At 34.0% G+C, this 13,107-nt stretch carries 11 protein-coding genes and 1 pseudogene; 3 read left to right on the top strand and 9 right to left on the bottom strand.

The features are described 5' to 3' along the window. Window positions 1-9 precede the first annotated feature (9 nt). Window positions 10-515: pseudogene (locus ACEWFJ_RS10495) on the bottom strand (CcdC family protein). 88 nt (window positions 516-603) lie between these two features. Then, complete coding sequence (locus ACEWFJ_RS10490) at window positions 604-1,311, bottom strand: cytochrome c biogenesis CcdA family protein (RefSeq protein ID WP_473692023.1); 708 nt, start codon at window positions 1,309-1,311, stop codon at window positions 604-606. Window positions 1,312-1,853: 542 nt separating this feature from the next. On the opposite strand from ACEWFJ_RS10490, the gene ACEWFJ_RS10485 reads away from it, so the two are divergent. Beyond that, complete coding sequence (locus ACEWFJ_RS10485) at window positions 1,854-2,762, top strand: EamA family transporter (protein WP_440603822.1); 909 nt, start codon at window positions 1,854-1,856, stop codon at window positions 2,760-2,762. A 147-nt stretch (window positions 2,763-2,909) separates the two neighbouring features. On the opposite strand, the gene ACEWFJ_RS10480 is transcribed toward ACEWFJ_RS10485, so the two are convergent. After that, on the bottom strand, window positions 2,910-3,473 hold the full coding sequence (locus tag ACEWFJ_RS10480; RefSeq protein ID WP_473692021.1) for an FtsX-like permease family protein: 564 nt from the start codon (window positions 3,471-3,473) through the stop codon (window positions 2,910-2,912). Window positions 3,474-3,692: 219 nt separating this feature from the next. On the opposite strand from ACEWFJ_RS10480, the gene ACEWFJ_RS10475 reads away from it, so the two are divergent. Then, entirely contained in the window at window positions 3,693-4,298 is a 606-nt protein-coding gene (locus ACEWFJ_RS10475) for a hypothetical protein (RefSeq protein WP_473692019.1), read from the top strand. Window positions 4,299-4,309: 11 nt separating this feature from the next. Here ACEWFJ_RS10475 and ACEWFJ_RS10470 read toward each other — a convergent pair whose 3' ends face one another. From ACEWFJ_RS10470 to ACEWFJ_RS10460, 3 genes are all read right to left on the bottom strand, one after another. Further along, window positions 4,310-6,022: an FtsX-like permease family protein gene (locus ACEWFJ_RS10470; protein WP_473692437.1), complete on the bottom strand. Its 1,713-nt coding sequence runs from the start codon at window positions 6,020-6,022 to the stop codon at window positions 4,310-4,312. Window positions 6,023-6,372: 350 nt separating this feature from the next. Then, on the bottom strand, window positions 6,373-7,269 hold the full coding sequence (gene alsR / locus ACEWFJ_RS10465; RefSeq protein WP_473692017.1) for an acetoin biosynthesis transcriptional regulator AlsR: 897 nt from the start codon (window positions 7,267-7,269) through the stop codon (window positions 6,373-6,375). Between the two features lie 307 nt (window positions 7,270-7,576). Continuing rightward, a complete protein-coding gene (locus ACEWFJ_RS10460) occupies window positions 7,577-7,978 on the bottom strand; it encodes an NUDIX hydrolase (protein ID WP_429720339.1) in 402 nt (133 codons plus the stop codon). Window positions 7,979-8,121: 143 nt separating this feature from the next. Here ACEWFJ_RS10460 and ACEWFJ_RS10455 point away from each other — a divergent pair, with 143 nt between their 5' ends. Then, a complete protein-coding gene (locus ACEWFJ_RS10455) occupies window positions 8,122-8,361 on the top strand; it encodes a DUF3903 domain-containing protein (protein WP_473692015.1) in 240 nt (79 codons plus the stop codon). A gap of 306 nt (window positions 8,362-8,667) precedes the next feature. Here the strand turns inward: ACEWFJ_RS10455 and ACEWFJ_RS10450 are convergent, their stop codons facing one another. From ACEWFJ_RS10450 to ACEWFJ_RS10440, 3 genes are all read right to left on the bottom strand, one after another. Further along, the gene (locus tag ACEWFJ_RS10450; RefSeq protein WP_429720420.1) at window positions 8,668-9,246 is read right to left on the bottom strand and encodes a DUF2238 domain-containing protein; all 579 of its coding nucleotides are present in this window, start codon (window positions 9,244-9,246) and stop codon (window positions 8,668-8,670) included. A 238-nt stretch (window positions 9,247-9,484) separates the two neighbouring features. Then, the gene (locus ACEWFJ_RS10445; protein ID WP_253630034.1) at window positions 9,485-11,248 is read right to left on the bottom strand and encodes an ABC transporter ATP-binding protein; all 1,764 of its coding nucleotides are present in this window, start codon (window positions 11,246-11,248) and stop codon (window positions 9,485-9,487) included. Beyond that, a complete protein-coding gene (locus ACEWFJ_RS10440; protein WP_473692013.1) occupies window positions 11,248-12,999 on the bottom strand; it encodes an ABC transporter transmembrane domain-containing protein in 1,752 nt (583 codons plus the stop codon). Before ACEWFJ_RS10440 ends, ACEWFJ_RS10445 begins: the two co-directional genes overlap by 1 nt. Window positions 13,000-13,107 lie beyond the last annotated feature (108 nt).

Here is a 13,107-nt window from a genome sequence, read left to right as displayed (position 1 = left end):
TTGAGGTTTTTATGTTAATTTTATATCTTTTTCATTATAAAACTCAGATTGTTTTTCCATTTCCTTTTGCAGTTTCGTAAACGAACGATACATTGCAATGCGCCAAGATACAATCATTGCAAACGCAAGTAAGAAAAACATTCCACTTAATTGTCCTACATCGATCGTCGCACTTAAATACGATTTAAACGCAATGCGAACAACAAGTAAACCGATTAAAATAAAGATAAACGCTTTAGAGCGTTTTAAATAAATCTCTTGTCCTCGTATTTCAAATTTTGACGTTTTAATAAGAAAAATAGAAAAAATTAACCCTACAATAATTGCTTCTAATATTTCTTGCGCTGTTAGGCGAAATTCTGGGAGAAGATACATAATTGCTCCCGTGCTCATAAAGATTGGTGGAAGTACAATTTTTTCAATGTTGCTGGTTTTTTTGCTGCTTTTAAGCGAATAAACATGACTCCGACAGCCATACAAATCGCCATAATACTTGATAAAAGAGCTAAATTCATTCGTACTCACCCTTTGTTTTGGAAATATCGAAAATATAGTCTCAGTATATGCTCTACTTTTAGTATTTCCAACATTTCTATAAAAAAACTAAAATCCTTTAAATCCACCAAATAAATTCGAAAAGAATATAGTGATTTTTGTAAGGCCATTAAAATAAAGTAATACACCCATTGCAATCATAATATAACCGCCAATTTTAACGAACGATGCACTATGTTTTTTAATCCAAGTCATTTTTGTAATAAAGAACGACAAAATAAAGAATGGAATTGCAAAACCAAGTATGTAAGCAATCATATATAACATCGCTGATTGTGGATTTGTCGCTGCAAGTGCAATAACTGACACTAAAATCGGTCCTGTACAAGGTGTCCATCCCGCAGCAAATGCGATTCCAATTAAAGTAGAGCCAAAGTAACCACTCGGTCTACTTTTAAATGTAATTTTTTTATCTTGCATTAAGAATGTTGGTTTAAACACTCCTGTTATAATAAGACCGAAAACAACAATAAAAATAGCTCCTAATTGGCGAATTAGATTTTGATAATCTACAAAAAATGTCCCTAAAAAGCTTGTTCCAAAACCGATTGCAATAAAAATAATCGAAAACCCAATTAAGAAAAATGCTGTATGCAACATACTCCGTTTACGAAGCATGGCATTTTCCTCTTTTAAATCAGAAATAGACATCCCTGTTATGTACGATAAAAATGCTGGATAGAGCGGTAAACAACATGGAGAAATAAATGATAAAAAACCTGCCCCAAACGCTAAAAAGATATTAATGTCTTGCATATTACGCCTCCTCTCTTCTCATTTATTGTAGCAAAATTCACAGCGAATACCATGAAAAATTCATGAACTTACTATTATCACTATTAATATCATAAAATTCTATTCGTAATATTGATATTTACTTTGTTTATATAAATTGAAACTTCCATCAGTGGGGGGCTTACTGCCCGTTAATGCGGGATAAATCCATTTTGATTTTTCAACATATAAGTCGCTGCTATGTATTAGATGCTCTTGCCCACCTAAAAAGAAAGAGGTTTTTATGTCGTTTCTTAATTTTGATTTATATATTTCACTTCATTTATTATTATAAAATATTTTTTTGTAATGAAAGTTATATTCATATTCCTCTTATATTCTCAAGCAATATATCCCTCTTTTTTCATCATTATGCATAAATATCATACTTTTATTATTATTCTATAAAATGTCACACTTTTCTTTCAGTTGACCCTACATTTTTAATTTTGTATACTTCCATCTAGCTATATTTGTTCGTTCTGGAACATAGTTACTAATAAAATAGATTGGAGGAATATAGGGTGCTTCGTTATTCATTACTCGTTTTATTAGGAGCATGCAGTTACGGTATTTTAGCAATCTTTGTTAAATTTGCGTACAGTGAAGGATTTACACTAGGAGAAGTAATCGGAAGTCAATATTTGTTCGGATGGCTCATTTTACTTGCGATTACATTGTTAATCTCTAGGCATCGTGTACCATTAAAGCAAATGATTATTTTATTTATCGCAGGCACATCAGCTAGCTTAACAGGTATTTTTTATTACGGTTCATTACAAACTGTACCAGCTTCTATCGCTATTGTTTTACTATTTCAATTCGTTTGGATCGGGATTATCATTGAAGCAGTTGCAACAAAAACATTTCCTTCTAGAGAGAAATTGATTTCTGTACTTTTCTTACTAACCGGAACGTTTCTTTCAAGCGGATTACTCGAGCAATCAGCAGGAAGCTTTGATATGAAGGGTATCTTCTTTGGATTATTATCAGCAATTGCATTTGCTTTTTATATTTTCGTGAGCGGAAGAGTGGCAGTAGAAGTTCCATCATTACCTCGCGGTGTATTGCTTATGGCCGGCGCATTAACATTAGTAATGATTGCTTTCCCACCAACGTTTATATACAATGGTGCACTTACAAACGGATTATGGAAATACGGGTTAGCATTAGGGACATTTAGTATCGTGATTCCCACCATTACATTTACAATTGGAATTCCAAAAATCGGCTCTGGTTTAGCGACAATTTTAGGCGCCGCTGAACTACCAGTTACAACCATTATGTCGGTGCTTTTCTTAAAAGAAGCTGTAATGACTTCACAATGGCTTGGTGTTGCACTTATCCTTGTAGGAATTACAATTCCTCAAATTGCATATAAAATACGTGGACGATCCACAAGGCAGCATACACATAAAAAAGTGGCAGCATAAAAAACCGGACTTCTCTAGGAAGCCCGGTTTTCATTTTATCCCGCATTAACGGACAGTAAGAGCAATTGGTTCAACTAACCATCAGTAGGGATGAAAAAAACCACTGATGGAAGTTTCACTTTATGTCATGTTTTACATATAAAACATTCATACTTTGTCATTCACATTATATGAATCTACAACAGTCAACTGATACACACATCGATAACATTGCCCCGCCGTCAGTGAAATCATAATAATAAATAAAATAGCTGTATACAAAAGGCCATATATTGTAATCGGTGCACTACTTATTCCATGACTACCCGTTAATCTCATAATAATAACAGTAAATAACTTTAAAAATAACATACCGTGAAGAAGCCCAAAAACAAGTGCTCCTCCCCCAATTATAAGTTGCTCATAACATAATATAAGTACTATTCGTTTTCGACTCATGCCTGTTAATCGATACGATTGTAATTCTTTTTGACGCTTTTTCATAAAACGAGCATGTACATACCGTATGAAAAGACATGAAAAACTGAAGGCTATTGTTGATCCATAATATAAAAATAATTTATGCTTTATTGCCCCTACAACTGCTTCATTATATTGAATGGATAATAAGAGAAAATATATAATCACACTACAGGCTATAAAAACAAAATGTTGTAACCGTTCTGCCGCATGTGCCTGTATATTTTTCCTTACTAATTGAAATAACGACATAACAACTCCTCCGTACAACTTCCTATACCACAAATTAGTATATAAAATGATATATGCCTTCGCATCGACCTCCAATAGGAATTATATCTAAGCCTTAAGACTTAGATTGAAAAATACATACATTTATTCGATATATGTATTAATAATCGCAACACCTCTATTATCTATTTAAAGGAAATATTTCACAGTACGTATAATATATTAAGCTGAGGTGATGACATGAAAAAAGGGCTCTTTCTTCTTTCCATACTGCTGATACTCCTTGGCGGTTGTACAAATCATACGCATCCATTTGTTAAGCCGTACAAATTAACAAAACAAGAAGCGCAAATATTACACTTAACTCCCATTCAACAAGGAAACATATATATCTATGAAGCCACCCTTCCAAACAAACAAGACGAAATTCGTACAACCATTGAGTATTATAAAGACGGAGCAAAAGTAAAAGAAATCGGCGGACTTTCTTCATCCCATTTTGAAAAAGAAAAAATAAAACTCTCTTTCGGGCAGCAAATATTTCAATATGAGAACGGAACACGTGAAGTTCAGCAGTGGTTTATGAATATTTCTGGAGGCTCGTATAAATTCTTTGAGGACATATTTCCAGAAAGAAATGTATCTACTTTCACATCGATTCGTGAAGGAAAAACAATGAAGTATAACGAAAAGGTTATCCTTGGTGCATGGATTTTTAACACAAATAAAATAGAAGGATCTGCAACTTCTATTGAAGATAATCGTTCGATACAAAGCCTCATCAAAGAAAATGAACACGTTTATACATATTGTATTGAAATTAAAAGCAGCGATGTTACAAAGTAACATCGCTGCTTTCATCGCATAATTTGCTTTTTCAATTGTAAAAAATAGCGTCTTCTTAATAGTAAAAAGTAACATGTGTGCACAAATAAAAATAACCCAATAACAATAAGTGAAGAACGAAGAATCTCTGTTACGAATAATTTTTGCAACGTCATTAAAGCAACACTCGTATGCAAAACCGCTATGAGAATCGGAATAAAGAATAATGCTCCCATTTGTACGGTCATAATTCGTTTCATTTCATCTTCACCCATCCCTAGTTTCATAAGCGATTGATAATATTGTTTATCCGTTTCTAAATCAGTAAATAAACGAAAGTATAAAAAGCTGACAGCAGATAAATAAAATATCACCCCGACAAACAAACCGATAAATAAAATAATACTTGTCATTTGTTTAATCTCATTATAAGTTGTAATGCGTGATGAAAATTCATATTGTCCTTTTTGGTTTATTTGTTTCTCTAATTGCGCTGCTACTTGCGTCGTTCCTTCCCAGTTCTTCACTTCATACGCTGTATAACTTACTGTTTTCTTTCCCTCTGTAATCAATTGTTTCATTTCGTTAGAAACAACTAAGATTTGACCTGGAAATACACCGCCTGAAAAAATATTATGTTGCACTACATAAGAAACATGAAGTTGTATTCCGCTTTCTTGCAAAGTTACATTTGATTCTTTAGAAGTATCAATAAAATTACTTTGCCCAAAAGAAGGAACACGAGCTATTTCATTCCCTGTTAATGCCACCGTTTCATAACCAAGCTGCTTTGCAAATTTATTATAATCATCCTGATTCATAATAACGGCTGGTTGCGTCTGATTAGAAATTGCTTGAAAACTCAACTGTGCACTGACCTTTTTATAGATAATCTTTTCCTTTTGAAAAGTAACTTCAATTTCTTTTTCGTATTGTTCTTTCTGTGCTTGATGTTCATTATAAGTCATTAAACTAAAAGCAAATGGTATGTTATTCATCGTTTCATTCTTTTGTGTTGTTACAAAAGCAGCAAACGTTCCAATGGCACAAAAAGCAACGGTCGACACAATCGTCACCATAAAGAACATACGTGCATTATCTTTCATACGGTATGCTAGCATAGAAAATGATAATAAATTCGTTTTCTTCCAATATATATTCTTCCATTTCTTTAAAAGTCTTATGATAAATATACTAAGCTGGCCATATAAAAAATAAGTACCAGTGATGACAAGTATTGTAACAGGTAACAATAAAAACATGATAGTACCAGGAGTTGCTGTCATAGATAAAATATATCCAATTGCGATCAAACTTGCTGCTACTATAGATAATAAAATAGAAGCTTTCGGTTCAGGCTTTGGCTTCTTATTCCCTTTTAATAACGTAATCACTTTTTTGCTTTGCACAAATAAACTTGTCACAAAAGCAACAATGAAAAACAATGAAAAAAATACAACAGCTGTAATTTTCATTGCTTGCCACGGCATATAAAACGGCAAACTTTTTAAGTTCATCATAGTACTTGCTAACATAAAAAATAACTTCCCAAATAAAAGACCTAAAGCAATACCACTTATGAGAGCACTTATACCAACAATCATATTTTCAAAGAAAATCATCCGAATTAATTGCTGCTTTGTAATACCATGAATAACAAAAATCCCAAACTCTTTATTCCTAACTTTTAAAAATGAACTAACAGAGTAAAAAATAAAGAAAAAAGAAAAAAATAAATAATGTATTCTGCAACAAACATTCCTTGCCGAACCGCTCCTGGAATCCCTTCACTTCCATCAATGTTAGGATGATAAATAAAAAAAGCATATAAAAAGAAAATCATAACGGAAAATGCACTACTAAAAAATAAGCAGCATATGCACGCATATTTCGACTAACATTTTTAAACGCGAGTTGAGAAAACGTCATCTACATTCCCTCCCACGTTTTTTTATTTTTATAAACATATGTATCATCATGAATATGACATCTCCTTATTCTTTCTTCTCTTTTACTATAATAAAAAAAGAATGAGGAAAACATCGAACTTCCTTACATGCTTTAGTACAGTCTTACAGTTTTGTCATTTTTCTCGTCATTTTGTAAATTCGTTCGTTTCTCTTGCTTTCGCTATTTTCAAAAACTCTTGTAATTCTGGATTTATATTTGCTTTTCGATACGCGACTGCTAGTTCCGCAACAAAATTAGAATCACATATTTCTTTGTATACAACTTCTGATTGATATAAATTATTTGCAGACACTGGTATTACCGTTATCCCAATTCCAGCAGCAACAAGTCCGACCACTGTTTGATACTCTGTCGCCTCTTGTACAATTTGCGGACTAAACCCTGCATCACGGCATAAAGAGAGAATATTATCATATAATGTTGGCCAAACATTTCGTGTAATAAAAACAAAAGGTTCTTTTTGCAAATCTTCAATATATATTGCTTGTTTATTCGCAAGCGGATGCGCCTTCGGTAAACAAAGTGTACAAGGAAGATGCTGAATTGTCTCCAATTGTAATAACTGACTTGTAATAGGTGGCCGTAATAGTCCGACATCAATTCGATTATCATGAAGTGCATCTACTTGTTCTGGTGTAGATAATTCATGCAGGACAACAGATACATTCGGAAATTTTTTTCGATATTCTCGAACGATTGGCGGCAAAATATCATACATTGCTGACCCAACAAACCCAATAGACAGCGATCCAATTTCTCCTCTTTGTGCTCGTTGGGCAACTTCGACTGCCTTATCAATTTGTATAAAAACTTTTTTCACTTCTTTTAAAAACAATTCCCCTGCTTCTGTTAACTCTACTCTTCGTTTCGTTCTTGAAAATAGTGTAACTCCCATTTCTTGTTCTAATTGTTGAATTTGTTGACTAAGCGGTGGCTGCGTCATCTGTAAGCGAGCTGCCGCTCTTCCAAAATGAAGCTCTTCTGCTACAACAATAAAGTATTGTAAATGCCGTAATTCCATATAGAACACCCTTCTTTATTAATATATATAATAAATTAATAACATAAGAATTATATATTAGACAAATATTTTTAAAAAATCCCACGGTAAAATCTCCAAGCCTTTACCAATAAATCGTAAGCTTATCAATGTTATTAACATTAGAAACAAGTTCAGTTCTCTTATCGCGTTTCGAAATGCGTAAAAATAAAAGAAAACGCATACAAGAGAATCCTAATATACGTTTTCTTTTATTCCCTTCAATATTCAATTATCTCTCCATATACATTTTCGTACTTCTCGCCTCAATCATTTCCTAGCATATACACTAAATATTCACATACCTCTGTAGTAACTCATAATCTTCCGGAAATGAAAGGGGAATATTTTTAAGTTCTTGAAATGCTTTCCACTCAATCTTATAAATCAATCCATCCGGATCTTGAATTTTTCTTTCTCCCCCTACTACTTTCACAACATAATAATGTACGTGTACAGGAATATCGAATGTAACACCTGTTTTTTCATGTACTTTCTCAATAACTTCAATATGATACCCTGTTTCCTCCCATACTTCACGTATACAACACTCTTCTAATGTTTCTCCTTTTTCTAATCCACCTGAGGGTACAGACCAACGTTTTTCTTCTTTTCGTTTTCCTTGTAATACCATTAATACTTCTTTATTGTCATTGATACAAATTGCTGCCGCTCCAATCCAACGCTTCATCCTCTATTCCTCCCATACATATTATTCTGTCTTTTACCTAATTTCTCCTCGAAAAAAGAGGAAAAAACTTGTAATCTATCGAATACTTTCAGCAACTTCAAAGACAGCGCATTCCTAAAAAACAGAAAGGAAGGAAGGGTTCTGTGAAAGTTTCTAAGTATGTTGTGGATTGTGTGTTTTGTGAGGAAAATCGAGGAACACGACAAACATTAGTAACTGTTGCTGCTTCTTCTAACACATTGGCAGTTCAAAAAATAACTGAAGAATGTCAGCGTCGTTTTGGAAAAGCGTTATTATTGAAAACAGAGATTATAAAAGAGGACATCATTGCAGGAAAAAAGAAAGCTGACCAAAATGGCCAGCTTTCCTTTTTCCGATCGTAAACGGAGAAAACATTCATGTTTTTTCCGTACATATTATCACATGAAGATTAGGGGCATCTTCTAAGAAATCGGGATTTTTCCATTATGTACGTTCCATAATGGTTATCGAACAATATTTCCGTACAATCTATGAAAAATTATGCGGAAAAAGGGTAAATCTAGTTCGCATTTTTAGAAAAGGGATAGGGATATTACCGGTAATACATCAAACATTCGAATGTTACATCTAATATAGTATAGTAATCTTCTTTATATGGGAAATATGTATTACATATATAATTAATATGTAATACATATTAATATCTCTTATTCCATCTTTCTATCTTGTACATTCCTAAACAACAATAAAGCTAAAATTGCACCTATTAGCGCGAAGGTCATATCCCACTGTGTATCCCACGAATCTCCTTGCGTACCTAAAAAGGCATTTGCTGCCGTTCCTGTTAATTTTGCAACTAAAAATTCCAGCAATTCATATAGCGCGCTAAATGCTAAGCACACAGCAATTACAAGGATTGATAACCATCCTCTTTTTTGAATTTCTACCACCCTGATGAGAACTTCACGTGTTAAAAGAGCAGGAACGAAACCTTGCGCAAAATGGCCTATGCGGTCATAATAATTTCTTTCTAAATGAAACGTATCGCGTAGCCAATTAAAGAGAGGTACTTCGGCGTATGTATAATGTCCGCCAATAAGTAATATAAGCATATGGAACCAAATCCAAACATATGTAAACGTCGTAAATTGAAAACGATGATATGTCGCTGCTAAAATCAATACAAGAATAATAGCTGGTAATACTTCTAGCCGCCATGTAAACAAATCTTTCGGCTGTATTCCTGAGATAAATAAAGCGATCCAAAAACTAATAAATAATAGCATATGTGAACGATGTATCGTCAAGTTCTCCTCCTCCTATAATTAAGTTACTTATACCATATTTCAACCCATCCAAAGAATATGCGTTCGATTAAAATACAAATTACCTCATTTCATGCAATCCTTTTTTTGTTAAGTAATGAATGAACTCTATTAAACATAAGATGAAAACTCTCTAGAAACCCCTTATTAAATTCAATATGCTCATTTTAACAAAAATAAAGCCTTCAAAACCTTGTTCTTACAAGGCTTTCTGAAGGCTTCCTTTATTCTGCAACAAATACATATTGTAGTATAGCCCTTGTTGCGTCAACAGTTCTTGATGTGTTCCTCTCTCAACAATTTGGCCATCATGCATCACAAAGATTTGGTCAGCATCTTGAATTGTCGATAAACGATGTGCAATCGCAATGGTTGTTCTCCCTTTTCGCATACGCTGCAATGCTGTTTGAATTGCTTCTTCTGTTTCTGTATCGATGTTTGCTGTTGCCTCATCTAGCACTAATACTTTCGGATTTGTAGCAACAGTTCTCGCAAATGCTACAAGCTGTCTTTGACCGCTTGAAAACGCCGCTCCTCTTTCAACTACCTCTGTATCATATTGATCTGATAGCTGTTCAATAAATGTATTTGCTTGCACAAATTTTGCAGCTTCTTCCACTTCTTCATCTGTAATATTTTCATCGTACATGCGAATGTTTTGTTTAACTGTTCCAGCAAACAAGAAAGCATCTTGTAATACAAGACCGATACGTTTTCGTATTTCCATCTCTTGAAAGTTCTCTAACCGAACCCCATCAATTACAATTTCTCCTTGATTAACATGATAAAAACGCATCAATAAGTTCATAATTGTGCTTTTCCCACTACCTGTATGCCCAACAAAAGCAACAGTTTGCCCAGGTTTTACATGAAAAGATACATTCTTCAGTACGTCACGTTTTCCATCATAAGAGAAAGTAACATTTTTAAACTCAATTTCCCCTTCCGTCATGAAAGGAGTTCCATTACCTTGTTGTACTGGTGCTAAATCTTTTTCATCCATTAAATGAAACACACGCGACGATGACACAACTGCTTGCTGAAAGAAAGACAATTTCATCATCATTTCGTTTATTGGATCAAAGAAACGATGAATGTAGTTAACAAAAGCATATAATACACCAACTTCAACAGGACTATGCATTGCATCAATTCCAAACAACGTCAACACCAATACAATTGCCAAAATATGAACAAGATCGGTCGCCGGACGTAAAAGCAGTGCATCTAATTTCAAATTGCGACGGCCTGCTCCGTAGTGTTTTTCATTTACTTCTTCAAATTCTTTACGCATCCGTTTTTCTTGGCGGAATACTTGAATAATGTTCATACCTTGAATAGATTCATTCAATTTTGCATTTAATACACTTAATTGATTGCGAAGTTCTAAATAAAAGACTGAACTCTTGCGACGATAAAAAGCCATAATCGTAATCATAGTTGGAATAAGAAGTAATGAAAATAAGGCAAGCTTCACGTTAAGTAGAAACATAGATATTAAAATACCGATTAAAAATACAATATTTTTTACAAAAGTAGATAATACACTTACAAAGAAATCTTTAATCGCTTCTGTGTCGTTCGTTATTCGAGAAACGAGCGTTCCAATTGGTGTACGATCAAAGAAGCTAAGCGATAAACTTTGAACATGTTCATATACTTCTACACGCATATCTTGCACAATTTTGAAGGCAATGTTTTGGAAATATAATAAATTCAAATACGTAAAGAGTACTTTTAATAAATGAAAAACTATATACACAACAAATAACGTCACTAATACATTTTGCTCAAAATTCCTCGGAACTAAATGTTCATCAATAAATTCCTTAATTAAAAAAGGGCCCATCATTTCCGCTACAGTTGCACCAACTAAAAATAAAAACGCTAGTGTCAGCAGTTTTTTATATGGCTTCATATAGGATAATAGACGCCATAGATCGCTTCGTTTTTTCTCGTTCATTATACCCCTCCTTTCTCAACTAGTGCTTCTAATTGTTGACTTTCATACATGTCTTTATACCAGCCGTCTTGTTGCATCAAACTTTCGTGCGTTCCACGCTGTACAATCTTCCCATCGTCAATAACGAGAATTAAATTTGCATGCTGAATAGCACTTAGGCGGTGCGCTGTAATAATAGTCGTTTTATTTTCACGTTCACGCTTTAACGCCGCTAAAATCGTTTCTTCTGTTTTTGCATCTACTGCTGATAAACAGTCATCTAAAATTAAAATTTCAGCATTTGTTAATAATGCACGCGCAATCGAAATACGCTGTTTTTGGCCACCTGATAAAGAAACGCCGCGTTCACCAACCACTGTTTCATACCCTTCTGGAAATTTCGTAATATCCTCATGAATACATGCAATAGTAGCTGCATGTGCAATATCTTTATAGGTAGCATCCGGTTTTCCAAATGCGATATTTTCTCCTATATTTGCAGAAAATAAGAAATGATCTTGTGGTACATACGAAATAGCGGAACGAATAGCATGTAACGTCATATCTCGAATATCGGTTTCTCCAACTCGTACCGCTCCATCAAAATGATCATATTCTCGAATTAAACACTTTAATAATGTTGTTTTTCCTGCTCCAGTACGTCCTACAATCCCTAAAGTTTCTCCTTTTTGTAAAGAAAAATGAATCCCTTGTAGATTTATCACTTCATTTTTCTTGTACGAGAATGCATCAATATCAAACTCGATATTACCACTTGCTACTTCTTCGCTTGCCTCTTCTCTATTCACAACATCTGATACTTGCATGAATAATTTTTGAATACGATCATAAGAAGCACGCCCACGCTCCATAATATTAAATAGCCAACCAAACGCTAACATTGGCCACACGAGCGTTCCTAAATAAGAAGTAAACGTAATAAGTTCTCCTATCGTAAGCTCACCGCGAACAACCAATACAGAGCCATAACACACTGCAATTAAGAAAGAAAAACCTACAATTAAAGAAATTGTTGGGTCAAATAATGAATCAATACGGGCAACAAGAATATTTTTCTGTACTACATCTTCCGATTTATCGCGAAATGCTTGTAAATCTTCTTTTTCTTGACCAAGTGAACGAATTACCTTCATTCCACTCATGCTTTCCTGAACTTTATCATTAATCTCTGAAAAAGCCTGCTGCGCTTTATGAAAACGACGATGTAACAACGTTCCATAATAGTTTGTCGCAATCGCTACGATTGGCATTGGAATTAAACTGAGTAATGTTAACTTCCAACTAATCGTAAACCCCATCGCAGCAAGAACACATCCACCCACCGCTAATGAGTCTACAAACGTTAACACCCCCGAACCAGCTGTTTGCTGAACTGCTTGAATATCATTTGTTGCGTGTGCCATTAAATCACCAGTACGATGCTTTTGGTAGAATGATGGGCTCATATTAGTAAAGTGCTTATACAGTTTTTGACGTAATTGACGGGCTAACTTTAAAGAAGAACCGAAAATCATTATGCGCCACACATAACGCAAAATATACATCGTCACCCCAGCACCAATTAAAATTCCTGCCCATTGTAATAGCTTCTCAGCTGTTAATGAATGATTGCTAATTTCATCAACAACGATGCCGATCACTTTTGGTGGCACAAGCTCAAGAAGAGCAACGCCAAACAATAAAAAAATACCAGTTATGTACGCTCGTTTCTCTTGTTTAAAAAACCATGCCAAGTCTAAAAAAACTTTCATTATATACCTCCTATCCCAAATGAGCGATGTTTTCAGTTTATCAAAATTACTGAATTTTTTAAAGTTTAAAACAACTTTAAAAAACAAAATAAAAAGGCACTCCTATTC

Source organism: Bacillus sp. EA-CB0995 (assembly GCF_055814245.1).
Note: the sequence above shows the minus strand (reverse complement) of the source record. Positions and strands in the feature narration are given on the sequence as shown.

Coding starts and splice junctions, on each gene's coding strand:
- ACEWFJ_RS10490 (WP_473692023.1), bottom strand. CDS start 1,311: ATGCAAGACATTAATATCTTTTTAGCGTTTGGGGCAGGTTTTTTATCA.
- ACEWFJ_RS10480 (WP_473692021.1), bottom strand. CDS start 3,473: ATGTCGTTATTTCAATTAGTAAGGAAAAATATACAGGCACATGCGGCA.
- ACEWFJ_RS10475 (WP_473692019.1), top strand. CDS start 3,693: ATGAAAAAAGGGCTCTTTCTTCTTTCCATACTGCTGATACTCCTTGGC.
- alsR (WP_473692017.1), bottom strand. CDS start 7,269: ATGGAATTACGGCATTTACAATACTTTATTGTTGTAGCAGAAGAGCTT.
- ACEWFJ_RS10460 (WP_429720339.1), bottom strand. CDS start 7,978: ATGAAGCGTTGGATTGGAGCGGCAGCAATTTGTATCAATGACAATAAA.
- ACEWFJ_RS10450 (WP_429720420.1), bottom strand. CDS start 9,246: ATGCTATTATTTATTAGTTTTTGGATCGCTTTATTTATCTCAGGAATA.
- ACEWFJ_RS10445 (WP_253630034.1), bottom strand. CDS start 11,248: ATGAACGAGAAAAAACGAAGCGATCTATGGCGTCTATTATCCTATATG.
- ACEWFJ_RS10440 (WP_473692013.1), bottom strand. CDS start 12,999: ATGAAAGTTTTTTTAGACTTGGCATGGTTTTTTAAACAAGAGAAACGA.